Origin of the sequence: Pseudomonas sp. TH37, assembly GCF_016650735.1 — a bacterium.
Taxonomy (GTDB): Bacteria; Pseudomonadota; Gammaproteobacteria; order Pseudomonadales; family Pseudomonadaceae; genus Aquipseudomonas; species Aquipseudomonas farris.
On sequence record NZ_JAEKFD010000003.1, the window covers coordinates 216,232 to 241,267 of the forward strand.

The 25,036-nt window shown below is 59.0% G+C and carries 23 protein-coding genes; 8 read left to right on the plus strand and 15 right to left on the minus strand.

Features of this window, described 5'->3' with window-relative positions:
• The first annotated feature begins 315 nt into the window (after window positions 1-315).
• The 3 genes from JFU11_RS10235 to JFU11_RS10245 are packed head-to-tail and all read left to right on the plus strand — an operon-like array spanning window position 316 to window position 3,160.
• The gene (locus JFU11_RS10235; protein ID WP_201121284.1) at window positions 316-1,422 is read left to right on the plus strand and encodes a GGDEF domain-containing protein; all 1,107 of its coding nucleotides are present in this window, start codon (window positions 316-318) and stop codon (window positions 1,420-1,422) included.
• Entirely contained in the window at window positions 1,415-2,350 is a 936-nt protein-coding gene (locus JFU11_RS10240) for an iron-sulfur-binding ferredoxin reductase (RefSeq protein WP_201060551.1), read from the plus strand. The genes JFU11_RS10235 and JFU11_RS10240 overlap by 8 nt, the downstream gene beginning before the upstream one ends.
• 60 nt (window positions 2,351-2,410) lie before the next feature.
• On the plus strand, window positions 2,411-3,160 hold the full coding sequence (locus tag JFU11_RS10245) for an enoyl-CoA hydratase-related protein (protein WP_201060552.1): 750 nt from the start codon (window positions 2,411-2,413) through the stop codon (window positions 3,158-3,160).
• A gap of 206 nt (window positions 3,161-3,366) precedes the next feature.
• On the opposite strand, the gene pyk is transcribed toward JFU11_RS10245, so the two are convergent.
• Window positions 3,367-4,818: a pyruvate kinase gene (gene pyk, locus JFU11_RS10250; RefSeq protein ID WP_123719309.1), complete on the minus strand. Its 1,452-nt coding sequence runs from the start codon at window positions 4,816-4,818 to the stop codon at window positions 3,367-3,369.
• Between the two features lie 172 nt (window positions 4,819-4,990).
• Here pyk and JFU11_RS10255 point away from each other — a divergent pair, with 172 nt between their 5' ends.
• Together JFU11_RS10255 and JFU11_RS10260 are read left to right on the plus strand one after the other, a co-directional pair.
• Window positions 4,991-5,365, plus strand: a complete 375-nt coding sequence (locus tag JFU11_RS10255) for a hypothetical protein (RefSeq protein WP_201060553.1) — start codon at window positions 4,991-4,993, stop codon at window positions 5,363-5,365.
• A gap of 233 nt (window positions 5,366-5,598) precedes the next feature.
• Window positions 5,599-5,958 (plus strand): PilZ domain-containing protein, encoded by a 360-nt coding sequence (locus JFU11_RS10260; protein WP_038981931.1) that lies wholly within the window; start codon window positions 5,599-5,601, stop codon window positions 5,956-5,958.
• A 147-nt stretch (window positions 5,959-6,105) separates the two neighbouring features.
• Here the strand turns inward: JFU11_RS10260 and JFU11_RS10265 are convergent, their stop codons facing one another.
• From JFU11_RS10265 to JFU11_RS10300, 8 genes are all read right to left on the minus strand, one after another.
• A complete protein-coding gene (locus tag JFU11_RS10265; protein WP_123719307.1) occupies window positions 6,106-6,492 on the minus strand; it encodes a DUF6124 family protein in 387 nt (128 codons plus the stop codon).
• A 303-nt stretch (window positions 6,493-6,795) separates the two neighbouring features.
• Window positions 6,796-7,044, minus strand: coding sequence for a hypothetical protein (locus JFU11_RS10270; protein ID WP_123719306.1), 249 nt, complete (start codon window positions 7,042-7,044; stop codon window positions 6,796-6,798).
• Between the two features lie 124 nt (window positions 7,045-7,168).
• Entirely contained in the window at window positions 7,169-8,500 is a 1,332-nt protein-coding gene (locus tag JFU11_RS10275) for a DUF58 domain-containing protein (protein ID WP_201060555.1), read from the minus strand.
• Between the two features lie 130 nt (window positions 8,501-8,630).
• Window positions 8,631-9,632, minus strand: a complete 1,002-nt coding sequence (locus JFU11_RS10280; RefSeq protein ID WP_123719303.1) for a MoxR family ATPase — start codon at window positions 9,630-9,632, stop codon at window positions 8,631-8,633.
• Window positions 9,629-10,792 carry a DUF4350 domain-containing protein gene (locus JFU11_RS10285; protein WP_201060556.1) on the minus strand — a complete coding sequence of 388 codons (1,164 nt, stop codon included), beginning with the start codon at window positions 10,790-10,792 and terminating at the stop codon, window positions 9,629-9,631. The genes JFU11_RS10280 and JFU11_RS10285 overlap by 4 nt, the downstream gene beginning before the upstream one ends.
• Complete coding sequence (locus JFU11_RS10290; RefSeq protein WP_201060557.1) at window positions 10,789-12,333, minus strand: DUF4129 domain-containing protein; 1,545 nt, start codon at window positions 12,331-12,333, stop codon at window positions 10,789-10,791. Before JFU11_RS10290 ends, JFU11_RS10285 begins: the two co-directional genes overlap by 4 nt.
• On the minus strand, window positions 12,320-13,297 hold the full coding sequence (locus tag JFU11_RS10295) for a stage II sporulation protein M (protein ID WP_201121285.1): 978 nt from the start codon (window positions 13,295-13,297) through the stop codon (window positions 12,320-12,322). The genes JFU11_RS10290 and JFU11_RS10295 overlap by 14 nt, the downstream gene beginning before the upstream one ends.
• Window positions 13,294-14,019 carry an RDD family protein gene (locus tag JFU11_RS10300; RefSeq protein WP_201060559.1) on the minus strand — a complete coding sequence of 242 codons (726 nt, stop codon included), beginning with the start codon at window positions 14,017-14,019 and terminating at the stop codon, window positions 13,294-13,296. The genes JFU11_RS10295 and JFU11_RS10300 overlap by 4 nt, the downstream gene beginning before the upstream one ends.
• Window positions 14,020-14,201: 182 nt before the next feature.
• On the opposite strand from JFU11_RS10300, the gene sbcB reads away from it, so the two are divergent.
• A complete protein-coding gene (gene sbcB / locus JFU11_RS10305; RefSeq protein ID WP_201060560.1) occupies window positions 14,202-15,632 on the plus strand; it encodes an exodeoxyribonuclease I in 1,431 nt (476 codons plus the stop codon).
• A gap of 98 nt (window positions 15,633-15,730) precedes the next feature.
• Here the strand turns inward: sbcB and mvaT are convergent, their stop codons facing one another.
• Entirely contained in the window at window positions 15,731-16,108 is a 378-nt protein-coding gene (mvaT, locus tag JFU11_RS10310) for a histone-like nucleoid-structuring protein MvaT (protein ID WP_007903853.1), read from the minus strand.
• A 327-nt stretch (window positions 16,109-16,435) separates the two neighbouring features.
• Here mvaT and purU point away from each other — a divergent pair, with 327 nt between their 5' ends.
• Entirely contained in the window at window positions 16,436-17,284 is an 849-nt protein-coding gene (purU, locus tag JFU11_RS10315; RefSeq protein WP_007903852.1) for a formyltetrahydrofolate deformylase, read from the plus strand.
• Between the two features lie 355 nt (window positions 17,285-17,639).
• Here the strand turns inward: purU and JFU11_RS10320 are convergent, their stop codons facing one another.
• The 4 genes from JFU11_RS10320 to JFU11_RS10335 form a co-directional block, all read right to left on the minus strand.
• Complete coding sequence (locus JFU11_RS10320) at window positions 17,640-18,635, minus strand: lysylphosphatidylglycerol synthase transmembrane domain-containing protein (RefSeq protein WP_201060561.1); 996 nt, start codon at window positions 18,633-18,635, stop codon at window positions 17,640-17,642.
• Entirely contained in the window at window positions 18,632-19,408 is a 777-nt protein-coding gene (locus JFU11_RS10325) for a polysaccharide deacetylase family protein (protein ID WP_201121286.1), read from the minus strand. Before JFU11_RS10325 ends, JFU11_RS10320 begins: the two co-directional genes overlap by 4 nt.
• On the minus strand, window positions 19,401-20,522 hold the full coding sequence (locus JFU11_RS10330) for a glycosyltransferase family 1 protein (protein WP_123719294.1): 1,122 nt from the start codon (window positions 20,520-20,522) through the stop codon (window positions 19,401-19,403). Before JFU11_RS10330 ends, JFU11_RS10325 begins: the two co-directional genes overlap by 8 nt.
• A gap of 220 nt (window positions 20,523-20,742) precedes the next feature.
• Window positions 20,743-22,632 (minus strand): methyl-accepting chemotaxis protein, encoded by a 1,890-nt coding sequence (locus JFU11_RS10335; protein WP_123719293.1) that lies wholly within the window; start codon window positions 22,630-22,632, stop codon window positions 20,743-20,745.
• 184 nt (window positions 22,633-22,816) lie between these two features.
• On the opposite strand from JFU11_RS10335, the gene JFU11_RS10340 reads away from it, so the two are divergent.
• A complete protein-coding gene (locus JFU11_RS10340; RefSeq protein WP_123719540.1) occupies window positions 22,817-24,304 on the plus strand; it encodes a helicase HerA-like domain-containing protein in 1,488 nt (495 codons plus the stop codon).
• A gap of 92 nt (window positions 24,305-24,396) precedes the next feature.
• Here the strand turns inward: JFU11_RS10340 and JFU11_RS10345 are convergent, their stop codons facing one another.
• Entirely contained in the window at window positions 24,397-24,852 is a 456-nt protein-coding gene (locus tag JFU11_RS10345) for a DciA family protein (RefSeq protein ID WP_123357942.1), read from the minus strand.
• Between the last annotated feature and the right edge of the window lie 184 nt (window positions 24,853-25,036).

Below are 25,036 nucleotides of genomic sequence, written 5' to 3' on the forward strand. Positions count from 1 at the left end.
CGGGCACATCCGTTGACAATCAAACGTTGGTCGCATAGGTCGGAAGGTTCTGATTGCCAGTTATCGCACGACGCGCACCCGTAGGAGCTGCCGAAGGCTGCGATCTTTTGACTTTGCTCTTTTTGAAGTGCCGAAGAGCAAGATCAAAAGATCGCAGCCTTCGGCAGCTCCTACAGGGGGAATCGGGTCATGGCTTTGACGCCAGTTTTTTGCCCCTAAAATTGAATGGTCATTTATCAGACACGCCACTAAAGTGGCATCCGGCCTGTAGAGTAGGACACTCCGACAGCCCCCTTTCCCACGGTGAATCAACGATTGACCCATAACGCCATCCAGCGGCTTTTGCTCAAACGCTTTGCCCTCGCAGCTGGCACCTACGCCCTGGCTTTGCTGCTGCTGTGGCTGGCGTTTTTCACCGGTCACTACCAAGAATCCGTCACCGGCATGGCGATCGGGAGCGCGTTGGTGGTATTCAGCCAGGCGGTGTTGTTCGTGGTGTTTTCCAGCGGCCGCAACCTGCGCTTTTCCGACCCGAGCCTGACCGAAGTGCAAATACTGCTGGGGCTGGGTTGGCAAACCTGGCTGATCGCTCATCTGGATGAGGCGCGTGGCGCGTTTCTGGTGTTTTACCTGCTGATTCTGTTGTTTGGGTTGTTTCATCTTTCGCGCACGGCTTTCGCCCGTTGCGCGTTTCTGGTGTTTTTCAGTTTCAGTGCCATCACCTTGTGGGAGGGCTACCACTTCCAGCTACCCAACCCGACGCTGGCGCTGTTGCAGGTGTGCGTGCTGTTTGTGGTGCTCGTGTGGCTGGTGCTTTACGCCCGTTACGTCCAGATGTCGCGCCAGCGTATGCGTCAGCGGCGGTTCGCCTTGCAGGCGCATCAGGACACCCTGCGCGGAATGATGCGCCAGCTCGAAGGCCTGGTGGCAACCGACGAACTCACCGGGCTGTTTAACCGCCGGCATTTCCTGCGCCTGGCCTCCCGCGAGTTGAACGCCATGGAAGCCGACGTGGTGCATGGCCTGGCGTTGATCGACCTCGACCACTTCAAACGCATCAACGATGTTCACGGCCATGCCGCCGGCGATCAGGTGCTGCAAGCGTTTGCCGGAGTGGCCACCGCCTGTCTGCGCGATGGCGATATTCTGGCCCGCTATGGCGGCGAAGAGTTCGTGGTGCTGTTGCCCGATTGTGATCCCGAACGTCTGACCGCTTGCTGCGAACGGTTGCGCGTTGCCTTTATGGATGTGGAGATGATCGGCCTCAATGTTCACCACCTCAGCCTGTCGGCGGGCATGACGTTATTGACGCTTGGCGACGATCTGGATGACGCCTTGCACCGCGCCGATCAGGCGCTGTATCGCGCCAAGCGTGACGGCCGTAACCGTTGCGCGGCGGCCTGGGAGAATGTCGATGCCTGAGTTACGGGTCGGCGAACGCCAATGGACGGTAGCGGCGGGGAGCAACCTGCTCGATGCCTTGAATCAGAACGGCGTGTCGGTGCCCTATAGCTGTCGCGCCGGCAGCTGTCATGCGTGCCTGGTTAAATGTGTCGAGGGCTTGCCCAGCGACAGCCGTCCCGATGCCTTGAGCAATGAGCAGCGTCAGCAGGGTTGGCGGCTGGCCTGTCAGTGCCAGGTGGTCGACGATCTGCAAGTCGAAACCTTTGATCCGCTGCGTGATGGGCTTGCCGCCCAGGTGACCGCCAGCGATTGGCTGAGCCCCAGCGTTTTGCGTTTACGCCTGACCAGCGAGCGACCGTTGCGCTATCAGGCGGGGCAGCATCTGGTGTTGTGGGCGGGTCAGGTGGCGCGGCCGTATTCCCTGGCCAGTCTGCCGGAAGAAGATCGCTTTCTGGAGTTCCACCTCGATTGCCGTCAGCCGGGGGAATTCAGTGATGCGGCACGCCAGTTGAAAATTGGCGATCCGATCCGCCTCGGCGAGTTGCGCGGCGGAGCGTTGCATTACGACCCGGACTGGCACACCCGACCTCTGTGGTTGTTGGCGGCAGGCACCGGTCTGGGGCCGTTGTTCGGTATTTTGCGCGAAGCATTGCGTCAGGATCACCAGGGCGCCATCCGTGTCATTCATCTGGCCCATGATGCGGGTGAGCATTATCTGGCCAAGCCCCTGCAAGCCATGGCCGACGGCCGTGAAAACCTGACGGTGGAGCTGTGGACGGCGGCCGAGTTGCCCGCGGCTTTGGCACAACTGCGCCTTGTTTCGCGGCAAACCCTGGCCTTAGTCTGCGGGGCCCCCGACAGCGTTGATGCCTTTGCCCGGCGTTTGTACCTGGCCGGTTTGCCGCGTAATCAACTGCTGGCGGATGTCTTTCTACCCCGTGGTTGAGCGCTGATTTTTGTGGCAAGCGAGCTTGCCACAATTGATCCTCTCAGATCAGGACACGCCATGCCCGATACCATCCGATTTGAACGCGAGCGCGGCCTGCTGACCCTGCGCATCAATCGCCCCGAAAAGAAAAACGCCCTGACTCGCGCCATGTACAGCCACTTGGCCGAGGCCCTGAAGCAAGCCGATACCGACCCCGAAATCAATGCGGTGCTGATCACCGGTGGCGCTGAGTGTTTCACCGCCGGCAACGACATCCTTGATTTCCTTCAGCAACCCCCGAGCAACCTCGAAAGCCCCGTGTTCCACTTCATGCTCAATTTGCTGGAGTGCCGTAAACCGGTGATCGCCGCCGTGGCCGGTGCGGCGGTGGGGATCGGCACGACGATGCTGCTGCATTGCGACCTGGTTTACGTCAGCACCGACGCCCGGTTGCGTATGCCGTTCGTCAACCTCGGGTTGTGCCCGGAGTTCGGTTCCAGCCTGATCCTGCCGCGTTTGCTCGGCCATGCCAAAGCCGCGCAGTTGTTGCTGCTCGGCGAGGGTTTCAGTGGTGAACAGGCGGCGGCGTGGGGGATAGCGACTGAAGCCTTGGGCAGTGGCGAAGCGGTGTTGGCCAAGGCGCGGGAGATGGCGTTGCGATTCGAGTCGTTGCCAGCGGAGGCCGTGCGCATCAGCAAGCAATTGATGAAAGCGCCGAATCGGGAACAGTTACGCAAGGTGATAGAAGAAGAGGGTGCATTGTTCACCCAGCGGCTGCGTTCGCCGGAAGCGATGGCGGCGTTGACCGGATTCATCAAACGGCATTGAGTTTTTCGCTGACTGTACTGGCCTCATCGCGGGCAAGCCCGCTCCCACAAGGATTGCAGGTGTCCACAAATCGAATATCAACCCAAATCCTGTGGGAGCGGGCTTGCCCGCGATGAGGTCGGCCCAGACAACAATTTTCCAGGATCAGAATGCAAAAAGCCCCGCCATTCACATGGCGGGGCTTTTGTTTTTCAGCGAGCGATCACTCAGACCATCGGGTCGCCAACGTGCAGGATTTTCATCCCGTTGGTGCCGCCGGTGGTGTGGTAGCTGTCGCCCTTGGTCAGGATGACCCAGTCGCCTTTCTCCACAACGCCGCGTTTGAGCAACTCGTCGATCGCGGCCTGGCTGACTTGCTCAGGCGGCAGCGATGCCGGGTCGAACGGTACGGTGTAGACGCCACGGAACATGGACGCGCGGGCCTGGGTTTCGCGGTGCGGGGAGAACGCGTAGATCGGCACCGAGGAACGGATGCGCGACATGATCAACGGCGTGTAGCCACTTTCGGTCAAAGCGATGATCGCTTTCACGCCCGGGAAGTGGTTGGCGGTGTACATGGCCGCCAGCGCGATGCTCTGGTCGCAGCTTTCGAAGACCTTGCCGATGCGGTGGCTGGAGGTCTTGCTGGTCGGGTGCTTTTCAGCGCCGATGCAGATGCGCGCCATGGCCTGTACGGCTTCCAGCGGGTACAAACCGGCAGCACTTTCGGCCGAAAGCATCACGGCGTCGGTGTAGTCGAGTACGGCGTTGGCTACGTCGGACACTTCGGCGCGGGTTGGCATCGGGTTCTGGATCATCGACTCCATCATCTGGGTCGCGACGATCACCGCTTTGTTGTGGCGGCGTGCGTGCAGAATGATTTTCTTCTGAATGCCCACCAGCTCGGCGTCGCCGATTTCCACACCCAAGTCACCACGGGCAACCATCACCGCGTCGGAGGCTTTGATCAGGCCGTCGAGGGTTTCGTCGTCGGCCACGGCTTCAGCGCGTTCGATCTTCGCCACCAGCCAGGCAGTACCGCCGGCTTCGTCGCGCAGTTGACGGGCGTATTCCATGTCGGCGGCGTCACGCGGGAAGGACACCGCGAGGTAGTCGACTTCCATTTCCGCAGCGAGCTTGATGTCGGCCTTGTCTTTCTCGGTCAGGGCCGGTGCGGTCAGGCCGCCACCGCGACGGTTGATGCCTTTGTGGTCCGACAGCGGGCCGCCGATGGTCACGGTGCAATGCAACTCGGTGGCGGTGGCGGTATCGACGCGCATTACCACGCGGCCATCGTCGAGCAGCAGCTCGTCGCCCACGCCGCAGTCTTTCACCAGGTCCGGGTAGTCGATGCCGACCACTTGCTGGTTGCCTTCGGTCAACGGATGGCTGGTAGAGAAGGTGAATTGATCACCGATCTTCAGCTCGATCTTCTTGTTGGCGAATTTGGCGATACGAATTTTCGGGCCTTGCAGGTCACCCAGCAGGGCGACGAAGCGGCCGTGCTTGGCAGCGAGGTCACGCACCAGCTTCGCGCGAGCCTTGTGCTCGTCGGGGGTGCCGTGGGAGAAGTTCAGACGGGCGACGTCCAGGCCAGCCAGAATCAACTGTTCGAGAACTTCCGGCGAGTTACTGGCCGGGCCAAGGGTAGCGACGATTTTGGTACGACGGACGGACATGCAAAGACTCCTGAGTTCAAGCGCTAGCAGAGGCTACTATGGTCTTTGGGTGTAGTCATTGTTCGTTTGCACTACTTATTGGTTTCTTTATTGAACCCCGACAACTTTGCAGCAACATCCTGAAGATTTCAGACAACGGGTCGATACAGAGCGCAAGACAGGAGATCCCCCCATGCGATTCGTGCTCATTGCCGTCCTTGCCCTCAGTGTTGTGGGCTGCACCCGTTGGTCGATGAACCATCATTTGAATAATGCCTACAGCGCCTATGAGCGCGGCAACTGCGAGCAAGTGATGCTCGAGCTGTCCAAGGTCGAGCGCGCCAGCCGTGCGCGGCCTTATGTGTGGCCGGAAGTGTCGATGATGCGCGGCCAGTGCCTGGAACGGCAGAAAATGTTTGTCGACGCGGTCCAGACTTACCAGTTCATCATCGCCTCGTACCCGCAGAGCGAATACGCCTACCGCGCCCGTGCCCGCCTGGAAACCTTGCAGAGCCTGGGGCATTACCCGACCCGCAGCGCGGCGGTCGTGAGCCCGACCCGGTTCTGATTGAAGCGGCTGGCTGACCGGCGGCGGTGAGCTATAGTCGAATAAATCGGTTTAGAGCCTTGTTTCTAATTCGAGGTAACACCTGTGATCGGCAGCAGTAAGCGGCAGCGGAAGGATGGACTGTCGCACCGGGAATCGGGGAGAGCGCGGCTTATGCCTATAAAGCAATAGAGCAGGCCCGTTCCGAAGCATTAGTGCGGCCCTGCTTAAGGGCCTTGCGTAGCGAAATCAGCATGTTCACTGACCGCCGGATCGAGCGGCATCAACTGCCGTATTTTCTCAAAGTGTTCAACAGCGTCACCGACAAGCCCATTGGCTTTCTGGGCAATCTGTCCGAGGACGGGCTGATGTTGATCAGCCAGTTGCCAATGATGGTGGGCGCCGATTTTAATCTGCGCCTGAAAATCCCCATGGATGGCCATTGTCAGCAGGTGATCGACCTCAACGCCTGCTGTCTGTGGTGCCACGAGGACGAAACCCCTCACCACTATGACGCCGGCTTCAGCCTGCAACAGGCACCGCCGGAATATGGGCAATTGGTCGAGGCACTGAAGCAGTACTTCAGTTTTCAGCCTTTGCCTGCTTCGGCCTGAAGGCTGCTGCGCTTTCACAATCGCCATCGCGGGCAAGCCCGCTCCCACAGTGGTCAGCGTCGTTCACAAAAAGTATGTTCACCGAAGATCCCTGTGGGAGCGGGCTCGCCCGCGATGGGGTCAGACCAGACGGCCAATACTTAAAGGCTAGGCCGGGCTGATCGCCCGCTCAATATCCAGCGACCGCTCCACCAGCATCAACCCCAACTCACTCATCTGATAAATCGCCATAGCCAGATGCCGCTGCTTGTCGTCCAGGCTTTCCGCCAGGTCGAGCAGCAAAATGCTGACCGAGGAAAAGGTTTCATAGGTCTGGATGGCGAGGGCTTCGGGATTGGCATTGGCTACGACGGTGAACATCTTCATGGATCGTTCCTCGGTGGTGCGTTCGTCGGCAAAGCACGGTTTAGTGTTTTCCCGTTTGAGATAGTGATCTAGGGCCCTGTCGGCAGCTTCGTGGAGTTTTCTCGAGTCGAGGGTGCTGTAGGGCGAACGGGCGGTGGTTTTGAGTAGATTGGGTCGGGGCGTTATCACGGTTAACTCCTTGTTGGGGCTGCCACCGATTCGGAAATAACGAAAGGGCGGCGGCGACAGGAGAACCTTATGTCGGGACGGACACCACCCACAATCAGACTGGGTCGCTGATATTTGTAGGCAGAGGCGCTTCATTCTGTAGTCATTAGCGCGGTTATTTGAGACGCCTGATGGGAGAGTACAAAAAGCAAATTGCCGGCCATGAACGTCAGTTTTTACACGGCAGAGCTTATTGCCCCTCGTTACTACACGATCAGGAACATCGGGTAACACCTAGGAGAAACTACAAATATTGAAGGTTAGCTAGCCATTAGAATCAGGCCTTTTTGGAATCTGTGATTCTTGAAAATCGGTGGAGATAGAAATAAGTGCCAAAGATATAAAGTCCTGGTTTACATCTAGCGTTTGTAAGGCACATCGGACGTTATCCGCTATTTCGGCAGCTCCTTGCTGCGCCACCCAATTCGATAGTTCCTCTACAGCGGCTCGCAATGCCAGTTGGTTGTCATTGATCTGCGTGATCACTGACGCGAATAGTTTTGCCTCGTCCATGATTGATTCCTTGTGATAGAGCTATCAGATTCTTGGGTGGGGTTGCTTCTCGTAATTACTCTGGGATGAGAGCTAGTCGTACGTGCTCGCACATCATATTCATATGGAATCGTGCGATTGGCCATTACATCGTTCCAGCTTTTTTCCATCCCAAATACCGCGTCACCATCTCGGTCCCCAGTTCTGAGGGCCGAGCATCCAGCACCGGAACTCCATGAGCACTCAACCGCTCATGGAGCTCTGCCCGTACATTCATATAATCCACTGTTCCGCAATAGGCCAGCGCCTCGGGCAATGTTTGTACCGGCGCGTGCCGCAGACTGTCGAGCACCTCTTCTCGTAGGCTGCCCACCAATACCCGATGCTGACGGCTCAGCCGTTGGACGGCGGCAAGCAGTTGTTCGTCATCTTCATCCCTCAGGTTGGTCACCAGCACCACCAGTGCCCGGCGTTTTTGTCTAGCCAATAACTGGTTGGCGGCGGCCAGATAGTCGGCGGGGCATTGTGTGCTGTCGAGATCGTAAACACTGCTGAGCAACACGTTGAGTTGACCAGTGCCTTTGACCGGGGCGAGGTAGCGCGGCTGATGGCTGGCGAAGGTGCTCAGGCCCACCGCATCACCCTGACGCAGTGCCACGTAGCTCAGCAGCAAACAGGCATTGAGTGCATGGTCGAAGTGCGACAACTCATCATCCTGGCTACGCATGCGCCGCCCGCAATCAAGCATGAAGATGATCTGTTGATCGCGTTCATCCTCATACTCACGGGCAATCGGTGTGCGTTGGCGTGCCGTGGCTTTCCAGTCGATCTGGCGCAGGCTGTCGCCTTCTCTGAATTCGCGCAGTTGATGAAACTCCAGACCCAGACCGCGTCTCTGGCGTTGACGTACACCGAGCTGGCTGAGCCAGTTATCCACAGCCAGTAGTTGGCCGCCGTAGAGGCGGGCGAAGTCGGGGTAGACGCGGGTGTTGTCGACTACGTTCAGTAGACGTTTGCCTGACCATAGGCCCATTGGGCTTGGCAGGCTGATTTCGCAGTGTTCGAAGGTGAAGTGGCCGCGCTTGAGTGGGCGCAGGCGATAGCCGATCTGGCTCTGTTGGCCGGGTTGCAGTTCGACCGACAGGGGAAGGAGTTCGAAGTCCAGGCCGTGCGGCACATGGTCGTAGATGTGTACGTTCAGCTGTTGAGCAAAATCGTGCTCGACCTCCAGTCGCACTTCGCCCCATCGACCGAGCGCCAGGCTGCCGGGCATTTGCCGTTGCACGCGGGGCGGGGGCAGGCGTTTGAGGCGGATGGCGTCGATGATCGCCAATGCCAGCAGTGCTAACAGTAATCCCCAGTTGATCGCCAAAAGGCTCGATGGAACTGCGATGTCCAGTGCCCGCAATGCGCCGAGCACGATGCCGATGGCCAGCAGTACTGCGAGCCAGATCAGCAGAAGTCGGGACGGTTTCATGGTGTGACACCGTGTTGCCTGCTGAAAAGATCGCAGCCTTCGGCAGCTCCTACAGGAGACCGCATTCGGCGTAGGAGCTGCCGCAGGCTGCGATCTTTTCTTGGGGCGACGCGGATTTCGATCACGGTGTTCACAGCCGCGGCGCCGGGACTTGATCGAGCAGTTGCTTGAGTACCTGATCGACTTCCAGCCCTTCGATGTCCAGCTCCGGGGCAATTCGCACGCGGTGACGCAGAACGGCCAGCGCGCAGCCTTTGATGTCATCTGGAATCACAAATTCGCCGCCGCGCAACAAGGCCCGGGCGCGGGCGCAACGTACCAGGGCGATTGATGCGCGTGGCCCGGCGCCCAGGGTCAACCCCGGCCAGGTTCGGGTGGTGCGGGCCAGGCGCACCGCGTAATCGAGTACCTGATCGTCCATTGGCAGATCACTGGCAATGCGCTGCAAGGCCAGCACGTCCTTGGCTTGCAACACGGTGCGCAGCGGTTGCACATCAAGCATGTCGGCTCGGGTCGAGCGGCTGACCTGACGCACCATGTTCAATTCCTGCTCGGCTTCGGGGTAGTCCATGCGCACCTTGAGCATGAAGCGGTCGAGTTCGGCTTCCGGTAACGGGTAAGTGCCTTCCTGTTCGATGGGGTTTTGCGTGGCGAGCACCATGAACGGTTGCGCGATGGGCAGGGCGCGGCCTTCGAGGGTGACTTGGCGTTCCTGCATGGCTTCGAGCAGCGCCGCCTGGGTTTTCGCCGGGGCGCGGTTGATCTCGTCTGCCAGCAGCAGGTTGGTGAATAGCGGGCCTTTGCGCAGTTTGAATTGCTCGGTTTGCAAGTCGTACACCGCGTGCCCGGTGACATCGCTGGGCATCAGGTCCGGGGTGAACTGGATGCGTGCGAATTCGCCGCCGAAGCAGCGGGCGAGGGCGCGCACCAACAACGTCTTGCCCAACCCCGGCACGCCTTCGAGCAGTACATGGCCGCCGGCGATCAGGGCGGTTAGCACATCGTCGATCACGATGTTCTGGCCGATCACGGCTTTTTGCAGTTCCGTCCTTATCGCTTGGGCCAACTGGCTGGCGCGCTGGCGTTGCTGGACGGCGTGGGTCTGTGTGCCGGGCTCGATCTGTTCACTCATAAGGCGTTCCTCAAGGTTTGCAGGTGGGCGACCTGACGGCTGAATTCAGCGCTGGGCAGCCGCTGCTTCGGTCGCGGGCTCATGGCCTGGCTGATGGCGCGTGTGGGTTGGCCAGTCAGGCGTGCGAGCACCAGCCATTGTTCGGCAACGCCGAGTTGTTCAAAACCGGGATGACGGTGACGGACACGACGCAGGATGTCTTGTTGCAAGGCTTGCAGCAGGCTGTGCTGACCGTTGTGGCGGAGCATGAAATCGGCGCTGGCACGCAGGTGTTCCTGAAGCTGGCGGCGGGCTCTCGTGGCCGGCTCCAGCAACGGGCCGTTACGCACGCCCACATGCCAGAACCCGAAAACGATCAAGGCGATCAGGGCCACCAAGGCTTGTGGAAAATAGCGCCACAGCAAGGTCGGCAAGCTGTCGTGATCGGTATTGAACAGCAGGGTCACGTCTGTGTCGGCCGTCAGGTACCACAGTAGCCAGGCGTTGTCGTACTGGTCGATGGCCGGGGTTTTCCAGAGGTCGGCGTCGGTGACCACGGTAATCGAGCCGAGCCCGTGACTCAGCTGCATCATGTGCGTGGCCTTGCCGCTGTTGGCCCAGGCCTGGGCGAGGTTTTTCGGGTCGTCGAGGTGGAACGCGGTATCGAAGTTGAAGTAGGCCGGCGCCTCTTCGTTTTCCAGGTAGAGCTTGGTCAGTTTGGGGTAAGGATCGTCAATAGGATCGGGCGGCGGTTCCTTGAGGTCTTTGCTCAGGGACTGGTGCAGCTGCACCCGGTCGAGCAGCAGGTCGTTGCTCTGACCGGTCTTCTCATCCCACAGGGCTTCGGCGACGAATAAAAGACGTCCACCGGCCCGGGTCCAGTTCAACACCTGATTCACCTGTCGTGGCGACATGTTCGTTCGATCGCCGAGCAACAACAAACTGCGCTGATGAGGCTCGAGCGTCGGCAAGATGTCGAGGCTGTTGGCGTGGTTGACGGTCAGGCCCTGTTTGCGCAGAAAGTGCTCGGCCGCCAGATAGGGGTTGGCTTGGGCTTCGGGCGATGGGCCGTGATCGATTTCTGCTGGATAGGGTATGGCCTTGAAATACAGGTAAACACTCAGCGCACACACTAGCAGGGCGATGAACGCACCGACTGAAAGCCACAAGCGCCGGTTCAACGGACCGCTCCCGGGCCGAACAACGTGCGCCAGCCATCACAGAGTTCCTGTTGCAAATGCGCGGGGGGCAATCGATGCCCATACGCCATGTTTTGCCAGTGCCCGGTGAGGTTTTTACTGAAGGCCAGCAAGGCAGGTTGTTGCAATTGTTCAACGCGCTGAAGAACTTCGCCTTCGGTGTCGGCGGGTTTGAGCGCCATGTTGAAATCGTGCAGCAAGTGGCTGAGGAGGGCGCGATAGAGCAACCCGAGGGCTTCACGGGGATTTGTCTGCCAGAGGCTTTCGGCGCTGGCTGCGATGTCGGCGGGCAGGGTTTCGCGGTTGAGGTCCAGGCCGAACGCCTGCTGCGGTAATGGCCGCGCGACTTTGCGATTTAACGGGGGGCGGCGGCTGACGAAGGCCTGCAGCCAGTCGCGGTAACGCCAGATCAATAGCCCAATGGCGCCGATCACTGTGCCCCACAGCAACACTTCGATCAGGTTGGCCAATACGCCAAAGCGTTGGCTGTCCAGCAAGCTGAACAGCGCCTTCAGCCAGGCGGGCGTTTGACCATTGTCCGCAGTGTCGGGGGCGGGTTTGTCTTCGCCAAAGCGATAGCGCGTTACCGTTTCCTTATTCTTGAAGGGGGGCTGGTCGAGGATGGCCTTGATGCTGTCCCGGGACGCCTGGCTGGTCAGTGACTGGTCCAGCAGACGCGCAGAGTCCGGTGAAATAACCGGTTCGGCAGCCCAGACGCTTTGCGCCGTCGGCACCAGCAGGATCGCGGCCAGCAGCAGCGTGACAACCGTGCTGGTCAAGCGTTGGCGCAATCGGCGAAAGACCAGCTCGATATCCCAGGCTTCCAGCCGCGTGCGCCGGTTCAGATAAAGGCTGAAACCGCAGGCCACATAGATCGGTTCCCAGACAATCAGCACCAGAACGTAAAAGGTATTGGTCAGGTGTTCCAGCCAGAGCCAGTCTTGGGTGGCGGCGGTAATCAAGGTCTGCCAGCCCCAGTCGAGTTCGACCTGTTGCGGCAAGAGCATGTAGAACAGCACCATCAAGCCGATCCACAGCGCGGTTTCCAGATGCACGCCGATGATCGTCAGCCACTGGGCGGCGCCCGCGTTGCGCTGCAGCAACACGCGCAAACGTTGTTGGCGTTCTTCGCCCGCCAGGCCTTCGAGTTGCACCACCGGCATCAGAAAACTGCGGCTCAGACTCAGGCGGCGCCAGGTCAGGCTGGCCAGCAGTTGCGGTTTGAGCAGCCGTGGCCATTGGTGCAGGGCCTGTTTCAGTGTGGGGGTTTCGCCGAACATGGCTTTGGACAGGATGTACAGCGGCAGCCGATCGAACGCCGGTTTGAGCCACCAGAACAGGAACACGGCGAGGGAGGGTGAATCCCACAGCAGCAAGGTGAGCAGGGCAAAGACCGGCAAGGTCACGATCGCCCAACTGGTCATCAACAGGCGTCGATGGCGCTGACTCAGCAGCACTCCCAGGTCCATGGCTTCCCAGGTTGTGCGCGGGCGGATCACCACACTGGCATCACTCAGGCGCATGACGGGTCCGTCCGGCAAATAGCAGATAAGTCGCCACCAAACACCAGAGCGCCGCGCCGACCAGGTATTTGGTCAGCGGCGTGAGCCCTGTCCGCGACGACCAGTAGGCTTCGATAAACGCCGCAATCAGCAGAAACAGCATGACCCCGCAAATCAGCAACACGCTCTTGCGCGCTGCCAGTTGCAGGGCTTCGGCGCGGGGCAAACGTCCCGGGGCGATCAAGGCCCAGCCCAGTTGCAGGCCTGCGGCACCGGCCAGGGCAATGGCACTCAGTTCGAAGGCGCCATGGCCGATCACGAACGACCAGAAGGTTTGCCCGTAACCAATGTGCGTCAGGTGCCCGGCCACCGCACCGATCATCAACCCGTTGAAGAACAGGAAAAACGCGCTGCCCAGGCCAAACAGCAAACCGCTGGCGAAGGTCTGAAAGGCGATGCCGATGTTGTGCATGATGTAGTAACCGAACATCACCCAGTCTTCGCTGGCTGCCCGATCTGCCAGGCGCCCCAGATGACCGGCGACGGGATCGTACATGCTTTGCATCTCACTGACCTGCTCGGCCGGAATCAGGTTGTAGATCAGTTCCGGGAACAGATACACCAGCAACGCGAAGCCGATCAGGCTGCCAAAAAACATCAGGCTGGCGGCAAGGACGAAGCGCCACTGCTCACGCACCAGTCGCGGGAAATCGGCGAGGATGAAACTCAACACGTTGGCACCCAGTCGACTGCGATGCCGATAAAGCTGTTGATGCCCCCGCAGAACCTGTTGCTGCAATGAATCGATCAGGAAACTGCTGTAGCCGCGCTCCTGAGCCAGGGCCAGGTGTTGGCAGAGCCGTCGATAATCGCTGGGGAAACTGGCGACTCCAGAGGCGTCCTTGCCTCGTTCCAGCCGTTCAAGCATGAGTGCAAACTGCTCCCATTCGGCTTGGTGGCGACTTTCGAAAAGGCTTTGCTTCATGAGGGGCCCAACAGGCCACGGGCGATGCCGTTGAGTTCGGCCCTCGCCTGTGGCTTCGATACCTGCAACGGTTGCGCGAGTATCGAGGCGAGCTCATTGGCCCGTGCCTCGGAGAGTTCACCCTGGCGCTCGGCAAACCCGAGGATGGCGCGTTGCTCGGTCAGCGTCAGCGCGAAGGCTGCGCGCCGCGGTGGGACATCGGGTAGTTGGGGGCGGGTGAGCGGTTGTTCGCGGTAGATCACCAGCGTACCGGCGGCCAGGTCGCCGAGGCGCTTGAAGGAGGGATGTTGCAGGCAACTGATCGCCCCGAGAAAGTAGCCGAACGGCAACATGTCGACAAATCGCAGCAGGTTGCGCAGCAAGGACGCGGACCAGCCGATCGGCGTGCCATCGTCATGCACTACGCGCAACCCCATCCATTGTTTGCCCGGCGAGCGGCCCTGATTGAGCACCTCGAACAGCACCATGTACCACCAACTCACCACGAACAGCAGAATCGAACCCAGCCCGGCGCCGAGTTTTCCGAGAAACGCCAACATAATAAACAGCAGGCCCAGAATCACCCCACGCAGGCCCAGATCGATGGCGAACGCCAGCGCACGTACCATCAACCCGGCCGGGCGCAGCGGCAAGTTGATGCCTTCGGGCGTTTCGACGTGATACCGCGTATCCAGTGGCCGGGCCAGCGTCGCTTTCCCTGGCAGTGCTGTGGTCTCGAGCATGGGCAACCTTGATGTGGCCTGGTCCGGATTCGATCTCCTTTCGATGCTAGCAGCCTCTTGGGGGAAAACGACATAACTATGTATTGCACGGTGCGTGGTCAGAGATGATTGAATGACAAGATTCTGGTCGGGGCGGTATATGTGCGCCTAGACTTCGCCGGTCTTCAGTTCAGGAACAACCCGTGACCTCGATCTTCTGGTACGACTATGAAACCACTGGCATCAACCCCCGTTGCGACCGCCCGCTGCAAGTGGCGGGGATTCGCACCGACTTCGATCTCAATGAAATAGACGAACCGGTCAACCTTTATTGCCAGCCCAGTGACGACATCCTGCCTCATCCGGCGGCTTGCGCGATCACCGGTATTACGCCCGCGCGTCTGGCCGAGCAAGGTTTGAGCGAAGCCGATTTCATGACACGGGTTCATGCCCAGCTCGCGGCGCCCGGCACCTGTGGGGCCGGGTACAACACGCTGCGTTTTGACGACGAGATGACCCGTTACAGCCTGTATCGAAACTTTTTCGACCCCTACGCACGGGAGTGGCAGGGCGGCAACAGCCGCTGGGACCTGATCGATGTGGTGCGCGCGGCTTATGCCTTGCGTCCCGATGGCCTCGTCTGGCCGAAGGACGACGAAGGGCGAGTCACGCTCAAACTCGAACGTCTGACCGCGGCCAATGGCATCGATCACGGGCATGCGCACGAGGCGCTGTCGGACGTTCGCGCCACCATTGCCCTCGCGCGTCTGATTCGGGAAAAACAGCCGAAGTTGTATGACTGGCTGTTTCAATTGCGCGGCAAACAAAAGGTCATGGATCAAATTAGGCTGTTGCAGCCGATGGTGCATATTTCCGGGCGCTTTTCGGCGGCCCGCAACTATGTGGGTGTGGTGCTGCCATTGGCTTGGCATCCACGTAATCGCAACGCGCTGATTGTCTGTGACCTGCATCTGGACCCTCAGGGGCTTCTCGATCTGGATGCCGAAACCTTGCGTCAGCGGCTTTATACCCGCCGCGATGACTTGGCCGAAGGCGAACTGCCGGTGCCGCTCAAGCTCATACACATCAACAAGTGCCCGGTAGTGGCGCCGTTATCGGTACTTCGTCCTGTAGATCAGCAACGTTTGGGACTGGATATGGCGCTTTATCAGGAGCGGGTGCTGCGGCTAAGTGACGCACAACAAGTTTGGCGAGATAAAGTGTCAGACATTTACTCCCGCGACGATTTCTCTTCGAGCCAAGACCCCGAGCAACAGTTATACGACGGTTTTATCGGTGATCGGGACCGGCGTCTATGTGAGCAAGTCAGAGCTGCCGACCCTGCGCAATTAGCACAAGAACAGTGGCCTTTCGATGATGAACGTTTGCCTGAATTATTGTTTCGTTATCGCGCACGCAACTTTCCCGATACGTTGAGCCTGGAGGAGCAAGAACGCTGGCGAATATTCTGTCAGAAACGTTTGTGTGCACCTGAGTGGGGCGCGCCAAATACGCTGGATAGTTTTCTGGAGGTTGCTGCTCAATTGATGATTAGTGCTACATCGTTTCAGCGAGAGGTTCTGGATGAATGGAAGAATCATGTCCAGACGTTACGCAAACGTTTGAGTCTTTGAAAACGAGAATAATCTGCGCTTGAATTTCAGGCATAAAAAAACGCCAGCATTTGCTGGCGTTCTTTTGGTCGCGGATCAGTCTGCGACACGCTTGCGGCTTAGCCCAGCAGGGTAGCCCAGCTTTCAACCACGTCACCGCCCCACTTGGCTTTCCACTCTTTCAGAGTCTTGTGGTTGCCACCTTTGGTTTCGATGACTTCGCCGTTGTGCGGGTTTTTGTATTGTTTAACTTTGCGAGCACGCTTGGTGCCGGTAGTTTTTACTGCGCCGCCACGTGGAGCCTTGGTTTTGGACTCTGGATCCAACAGCGCGATGATGTCACGCAGGGATTTGGAGTATTCACCCATCAGGGTGCGCAGTTTGCCTTCGAATTCCAGCTCGGTTTGCAGTTTGTCGTCTTGGGACAGATTCTTCAAACGGGCTTGCAGCTCTTTGATAGCTTCTTCGGTGGCGCGATATTCGTTGATCAAGGACATGGGGACTACCTTATGTTAGGCGCTGGATGGCAGGGTGACAGTGCGACAATAATAGTCAGGGTGTTTCATCAAGTAAACATTTAACCAGAGTTTTATTTAAATTAGTTGCGGAATAGGACACACATTGGAGGGACAGTTAAATAGCGTCACAAATATTCACAGTTGACCTCTTGAAGATTGCCCGCAAGAACACCATCGCGCGGGTCAGCCTGGTGCTTGCAGAACCTGTATCGGACCTGCGGGCAAAGCCATGCGTCATCAATACTGCAGTTTTGCTGCGCAATCGCTAGAATAGCGGCCTTTGCGAAGTTCTGGAGTTTCCCCCTCATGCGCACTTTTCGGCTGGTGATTGCTTGCCCGGACCGCGTCGGCATCGTTGCTAAAGTCAGTAACTTTCTGGCGTCACATAACGGCTGGATCACTGAAGCGAGCCATCACTCGGATAATCTCAGTGGCTGGTTCTTCATGCGTCACGAAATTCGTGCCGATTCGCTGCCTTTCGGTATCGAAGCCTTTCGCGAAGCGTTTGCACCGATTGCCGAAGAGTTCTCGATGGACTGGCGCATCACCGACACCGAGCAGAAGAAACGCGTGGTGTTAATGGCCAGCCGCGAATCCCACTGCCTGGCCGACTTGCTGCACCGCTGGCACAGTGACGAACTGGACTGTGAAATCGCCTGCGTGATCTCCAACCATGATGATTTGCGCAGCATGGTCGAGTGGCACGGTATTCCTTACTACCATGTCCCGGTCAACCCACAGAATAAGGAGCCGGCCTTCGCCGAAGTCTCGCGTCTGGTCAAACAGCACGAGGCCGAAGTGGTGGTACTTGCCCGTTATATGCAGATTCTGCCGCCTGAGTTGTGCAGCGAATATGCCCATAAAGTCATCAATATTCATCACAGCTTCTTGCCGTCGTTTGTTGGCGCCAAGCCGTATCACCAAGCTTCGATGCGCGGTGTGAAGTTGATCGGCGCTACTTGCCACTATGTCACCGAAGAGCTGGATGCCGGTCCGATCATCGAGCAAGACGTAGTGCGCGTGAGTCACAGCGACAGCATTGAAGACATGGTGCGCTTCGGCCGTGACGTCGAGAAAATGGTGTTGGCCCGTGGTCTGCGTTATCACCTGGAAGACCGGGTGCTGGTGCATGGCAACAAAACCGTCGTGTTCTGATAGCCATACGGTTGAAATTCGAAGGGCCTGGGCGTTCAATCGCTTCAGGCCCTTCGCCGTTTTTGCACTGAGAACATAACCATGGCCGATCCACTGGACAAAGCGACTTCCAAGGCACCCGCCACATTGGGTGAGGGCTGTTTGAGTCGCTATGACCCGGATGACCTGAGCCCCGAAGACGGCACGGAGTTTCCCGGTGCCGCCGAGTTGTGGGAGCAGTTACAGGACCGTGGCGAGGGGGCTTGTCGGAACGCCGCATCGCCCCGTTCGGCGACGCAGCCGTCGCAAGATGAAGGAATGCCGGGGGCCGCTTCGCAGCCCAACGGGGGCAAGCCCCCTCGCCACAGGCGATCTTTTAAGCCTGCTTGAGCTTCATCAACTTCCTGAGCAATGGCCGCCCAAGCATCATCAAAAACACCGGCCCACCGACCACCAGATAGAAGTAATAGGTCACTGTCCGCCAGATCAGAATCGCCGCCGCCGCGGTGGATTTCCCGACCATGGGCGCCAGCAGCGCCGCCGATGTCAGTTCCGCCGCCCCGGCACCGCCCGGCAACAGGCTGAACTGCCCCGCACTCAGTGACAGCATCTGGATCAGAAAGCACCAGGCCCACTGCAAGTCCACGCCCAGCCCACGCAATGCCAGATACAGCACGCTATAGCGCAAGAGCCAATGCAGGCAGGTCAGTGCAAACACCGTGATCAATGTCTGAAAAGGCAACTTCAATGTGTCAGTAAACGCCGCCAGGAAGTGCAGGAGCTTTCGCGCCCAGCGCATTCGGGTGGTGCCTTTGACATTGAGACGAGCGAGCAACCGACCACTCAGACGAATCAGCGAGCGGTGGTAGCGAGCCGCCAATACGCAACTGAACAGCCCGCCGAACATCGAGATGGCGCTGACGGTCAGCAGCCATTCCATGCGCTGACTGAGGTGCTGGAACAGTGCATAAATCAGAATCCCGCTCAGCGCGCAGAGAAAAAACAGCAGATCGCTCAACTGATCCATGGCGAACACGGCGCTGCCCCTGGCCGGTCGTACGCCGTGGCGTGCCAACAAGGCCATGATGGTCAGCGGTCCGCCACTGCCGCCGGGAGTGGCGCAGTAGGCGAACTCGGCGGACATCACCACCCCAAGACTTTTGAAGCGGCTGATCTTGTCGCGCTGATCCCCCAGCAGCAGACGCAAGCGCTGGGTGTTGAGCATCCAGCAGAGCAGGATCATGCCGAACATGATCAGCAACCATTTCAGCGGAAAGCTTTGCAACCGCGACCATGTCTCTCCGCCACCCAGCAACGACGGGATGAGCACCGCAGCGAGCAGGGCGACGACCAGCAGAATCCCGCGGCTCATGCGGCGCGACCGATGGGGTCGCGTTGCCGGGCCAGCCAGTTGGCCTTGGTCATCGGCACACGACCCTCGTCGAGCAAGCGCTTTAGGGTTTGCAGCCAGTACTGACGCGAGAACTCATGGCGCATGTCCACCGGGTGCAGGCCGAGACGAATCACCGGCGCCTGGTGCCAGCGTTGTTCGCGCTGATCGCTGACGATTTTCGACAGACCCCGACGCCAGGCGCTGCGCGCACTCCAGACCAGGCACGGAGCATCGATCGCGGTGAAATCCGGCAATCGATACAGATGCTGCGAGTCGCTGGTGTAGCGCAGCGGTACCTGGCGCAAGGCTTGGCGGGTGCCGTCGCTCATCAGCCAGGCCGGAGCGACGAAACCTTGCAATGGCCAGTTGTAACGGTGGAACACCTCGATTCCGGCACGCAGGCGGGTGAGGGCGGCTCCCTGTGACAGGTCGTAGAACTCGCCTTCATGGGTGTAGATTCGGCGCATGAACCAGTCTCGGGGAGTGAGGGGGATGGGGCCTTCATCGCAATGGAAGTAACCGTGCAGTGCCAGTTCGTCGCCGAGAGCGACGCGGCGGGTCAGCAAACGTCGAAACGCCGGATACGCGTCCAGGTCGTTATGCTTGTGGAAGTCGGGCACCACCAGCCAGGTGATCGGTACCTCACCCAGCGCGTCGACGGCTTCGACGAAGGCTTGGTAATCGGGCCAGGTTTGCGGCGCAACGTCGTGCAATACCAGTAACAGGCTGGGCGCGTTCATGGGCTCAACCATTGGCGGTCAGTGGCCATTGAGTGCCGAGTACGGCGTGATAGTGCCCCAACAGGCTGTCGACCACGATATCCCAGGCGTAATGCTGTTCGACATGGCTGCGGGCTTGTTTGCCCAGCGCGGCGCTGCCCTGACTGAACAGTTCACGCACAGCGTTGGCCATTGCTGCTGGATTGTTCGGTGTGCAAAGCAGGCCGCATTGATCGGTGACAATTTCCTGAAAAGCCCCGGCCGCCACGGCCACCACCGGAATGCCGCTGGCCATGGCTTCGAGGATCACCAGGCCAAAGGTTTCCTGATCACCGGCATGCACCAGCGCATCGGCACTGGCCATCAAGCGCGCGACTTGCGCCGCCGGGTAGAACTCGTTGAGGACGGTGACATTGCGCGGTACCAGGGTCGGCATTGACGAGCCTACCAGCAACAGGTGATAGCGACGACCCAGGCGTTTCATGCATTTGAGCAGCACCGGCAGGTTTTTTTCCTTCGATCCACGGCCGGCGAAGATCAGCAGATGAGTGTTTTCATCGATGCCCAATTCAGCCCGTAAACCTGTATCCCGTTTACTGGGGTTGAACGTTTGCAGGTCGACGCCCAGCGGTTGTACGAAAACATTCTTCACGCCCAACCCGATCAGCTTATCGGCCATGATTTGGCTCGGCGCCAGAACCCGATCGAAGTTGCCATAGAGTTTGCTGACATAAGCTTCGATATTGGCGGTAACCCAATTGCCCATGCGATTGCTGACCAGTAGCGGCAGGTCCGAATGATAAAAACCGATCACCGGCACATCAAGTTGGCGTTTGGCGTCCAAAGCAGCCCAGGCAGTCAGGTATGGGTCGCCGACTTCAATCAGATCGGGCTGCAAATCCTGCAGAACATTGCGCCATGGCGCGAGACGGAGGGGGAAGCGATAACCCTTGCCGAATGGAAGGGCAGGGGCCGGAACCGTGTAGACACCGTCCTGTTCACTGAAATGAGCCCCGGGAATCAACAGGCTGTGACAAATGCCCGGCTTGATGCCCAGGCGACGGTGTTTGGCATCCAGATAAGTGCGCACGCCACCGCTGGCAGGGGCGTAGAACATGGTTATGTCAGCGATATGCACGATGAACATTCCTCCGGTCCGTTTGTTCTCCCTTGGTTGACCTATATGAAGGATAGATGTTCGGTCGGGGTTTTGCGGCGCGGGGTGTCAGCGGGGTTTTGCGGGGCTTTGCAGATCGTTATCGCGAGCAGGCTCGCTCCCACATTTGATCTCCGTAGTTCACAAATAATGTGTTCACCATAGATCCAGTGTGGGAGCGAGCCTGCTCGCGATTGGGGTCTATCAGACGCTAGATGCGGAAACTGCCTACCAACTGCTTCAATCGCGAAGCCTGCTGCTCAAGGTCCGAGCACGCGCGCAACGTCGATTGCAGGTTTTCCACGCCTTCCTGGTTTAGCGTGTTGATCTCGGTGATATCCACGTTAATCGACTCAACCACCGCCGTCTGTTCCTCGGTCGCTGTGGCCACGGACTGGTTCATGCCGTCGATTTCGCCGATGCGCAACGTCACGCTGTTCAAGCGTTCACCGGCCAGGTTGGCGATTTCCACGCTGTCCTGACTATGGCGCTGGCTGTCGCTCATGGTGCTGACGGATTCGCGGGCGCCGACTTGCAGCTCCTCGATCATGGTTTGCACCTGTTGCGCCGACTCTTGCGTGCGGTGTGCCAGGTTGCGCACCTCGTCGGCCACCACGGCAAAACCGCGTCCGGCTTCACCGGCCCGCGCCGCTTCAATGGCGGCGTTCAGCGCCAGCAGGTTGGTTTGCTGGGAGATGCTGGTGATCACTTCGAGAATCTGCCCGATGTTCACAGTTTTACTGTTCAGCGATTCGATGTTGGTACTCGAGGCGCTGAGCATGCTCGACAGCTGATTCATCGCGGCAATGCTGCGATCCACTACTTGCTGGCCATCTTCGGCCAGGCTGCGCGCGTCGCTGGCCTGACTTGACGCTTGCGCGGCGTTGCGGGCGATTTCCTGGGCCGCGGCGCCGAGCTGGTTGATCGCCGCGGCGACGCTGCTGGTGCGCGAGGCTTGCTGGTCGGAATTGAACATCGACGAGTTCGAGGCAGCCACCACACGCAGGGCCACTTCGTTGACTTGGCCAGTGGCCGAGGACACTTCGCGGATCGACGTATGAACCCGTTCCACGAAACGGTTGAACGCGGTGCCGAGGATGCCGAATTCGTCCTGATTCTGGATGGTCAGGCGCTTGGTCAGGTCGCCTTCACCGTCGGCGATGTCTTCCATGGCGCGGGTCATGACGTGCAGCGGCTGGATCAAGATGCGGATCAACATGCCCAGCAGGGCGATGATGATGGCCACGGCAATCACAGTCGCGACGACCGCCGAGGCGCGGAATTCGCTGAGCATCGAGAAGGCTTTGTCTTTATCCACCGACAGACCGATGTACCAATTGACCGAGGACAGGCCTTTGATTGGGGTGAAGGTGACGATGCGGGTCTTGCCGTCGACGTCGATCTCACTGAGTTCGCTGCTGATGCGCGGGGTGTTTTTCGGATACGCCTCGCTCAGGGACTTCATCGCCAGGGCTTTGTCCGGGTGAACCAGGATCTTGCCATCGGCGCTGATCAGAAAGGCATAACCCATGCCGTCGAAGTCCAGCGCGTTGAGGCTGTCGGCGATCACCTGCAAGCTGAGGTCGCCACCGACCACGCCGATGCTTTGACCGTCCTTGAGCACACTGTTGACGATGGAAATGACCAGTTGGCCGGACGCGAGATCGATGTACGGTTCGGTCAGTGCCGAGCCGCCGGTGCTTTGGGCGCTCTTGTACCAAGGCCGGACGCGAGGGTCATAGCCGTCGGGCATCTTGCTGTCAGGGCGGATGATGAAGGTGCCATCCTTGTTGCCCAGATAGGCACCCATGAAGGTCGAGGTCACGGCCTTCTGCTCAAGTAGTTTGGAGACATTGCCAGTGTCAGCGTTCAGGGCGACGTTTTGTGACAGATTTTCTATCAGCAGGCTGCGTCCGGCCAGCCAGGTCTGGATATTGTTGGCCGTTACGCTGCCCATTTCTTGCAGATAGTTGTCTAGATCGTTGCGTATCGCATTGCGCTGCAAATAGTCGTTGTACAGTGTGAACGAGGCGAAGGCAGCAATAACGATGAGGGCGGCGGCAAGCAGTATTTTATGGCTGAAGCGCAGATTTTTATTCATGGCTTGGGGTCCGCTAAAGTCTTAATGTCCAGGGCGTGCTTTTATAAAGGCGCGCAAAATGGGCAGTGTTGAAAGTAAGCTGATATTTCCACCTCTCCTTAGGGAATTACCGACGCTATTTTTCAGTCTGGTCTCTCGCTTGTTATCGGCCATGAAGGATCAAAGATTAACCATGGGTGACAAAATGCCTGACTCATTGCAACTCGTTATCGGCGCCGATCTCGCGGGCCAGTCCATCGCCCAAGCCATGCGCCTGGCCAACCGTCACGGCTTGGTAGCGGGCGCTACCGGGACCGGTAAAACCGTCACCTTGCAGCGCCTGGCCGAAGCCTTCAGCGATGCCGGTGTGGCGGTGTTCGCGGCGGACATCAAAGGCGACCTGTGTGGCCTGGGCGCCGCCGGCAACCCTCAAGGCAAGGTCGCGGAGCGGATCGCCGGGATGCCCTGGCTGAACCATAAGCCTCAGGCGTATCCGGTGACCCTGTGGGACATTAACGGTCAGTCTGGTCATCCACTGCGCACAACCTTGAGCGAAATGGGCCCGTTGCTGCTCGGCAGCCTGCTGGAACTGACCGACAGTCAGCAGTCGGCACTCTATGCCGCGTTCAAGGTGGCCGACCGCGAAGGGCTGTTGCTGCTGGATTTGAAGGATTTGAAGGCGCTGCTCAATCACCTGCGAGACAACCCCGAATTGCTGGGGGATGACGCCGCGTTGATGACCACCGGCTCCAGCCAGGCGCTGTTGCGTCGTCTGGCGACGCTGGAACAGCAGGGCGCTGAAGCGTTGTTCGGCGAACCGGCGCTGCAACTGGAAGACATGTTGCAACCGGCCGTGGATGGTCGCGGGCGCATTCACTTGCTCGATGCCAGTCGTCTGGTGCACGAAGCGCCAAAAGTCTATGCGACGTTCCTGCTCTGGCTGCTGGCCGAACTGTTCGAGCAATTGCCGGAACGCGGCGATGCCGAGAAACCACTGCTGGCGCTGTTTTTCGACGAAGCGCACTTGTTGTTCGCCGGTACGCCCAAGGCATTGCAGGAGCGTCTGGAACAAGTGGTGCGACTGATTCGCTCGAAAGGCGTGGGGGTGTATTTCGTCACCCAATCGCCGGGCGACTTGCCGGACGATGTGCTGGCTCAACTGGGCCTGCGCATTCAGCACGGTTTGCGTGCATTTACCGCCAAAGAACAGAAATCCCTGCGTGCGGTGGCCGACGGTTTCCGGCCGAACCCGGCGTTCGATGCCTTGTCGGTATTGACGGAGTTGGGGATCGGCGAGGCGCTGGTTGGCACCTTGCAAGACAAGGGCACGCCGGGGATGGTCCAGCGTGTATTGGTTGCACCGCCGCAATCGCGGATCGGGCCGCTGACCGAGACCGAACGCACCGTGCTGATCGCCGGTTCGCCATTCAAGGGGCGTTACGACAAACCGGTCGATCGTGAATCGGCTTATGAAGTGCTGATGGGGCGCAAAGGCCTGGCGCCGGATCCTGAAGCTGCGCCGGGCAAACCTGCACCTGAAGAGCCGAGTTTCACTGAACAGGCCGGGGAATTCCTCGGCACGGCGGCAGGGCAGGCGTTGAAATCAGCTATGCGACAGGCGGCAAATCAATTGGGCCGACAATTGGTACGCGGGTTGATGGGGTCATTGCTCGGAGGCAGCAAACGCCGCTGAAAAAGCAAAGATCGCAGGCTGCGGCAGCTCCTACATTGAATTGTGAACATCCTGTAGGAGCTGCCGAAGGCTGCGATCTTTTGATCCTGCTTTTAAACCTTGGGTTTGGCGTGCGCCGCCAGGCGTTCGAGGGCCGCCCGCAGGTTTGGGTCGGTAATCCCGTCAGCCGTCGCCTGAATGGTCGCCGCCGCATCGGTCGACAAATTTATCGTATGCCCCGCCGCCCCTTGCTGAACGGTAGGCGGTTGAACCTTGAACAGGATCCGCGTCAGGCTGGCGAACTCGTCGAACAGCTGTAACTGCCGTTGCAGACGCTTTTGCTGATAACGCAGGCGGGTGGCCCAGTGGCCGTCGGTGACAATCAGCAATAAACTGCCTTCACGCCACGACGCCACATGGCAATGCTCGCGGGCAGCCGGCTGCAGCTGGCTTTCCACCAGACGTTGTAAATGACCCAGGCGTTGAGCGTGGCCAAAGATGGCTTTCAGCGGTTTGGCTTCGCGAAGCAGAACGGCGGGTGCTCTGGCCGTGAGAGGGCGAAATGCCATGATCGAACACCTGAAGTAACAGAGTGGCCATGGTAACAGAAAGCACCCGTTGCCCCCGACCCATTGCTTTGCGAGCGCTTTACCCATTAAATCAACGAGTAACTTGTGCCCTCGATGGGTTGAAGTTCAGCAAAAAGCCCTTATTTTAAGTGAGCCCCGTCACAGCGCAGTGCATGCATCGTGG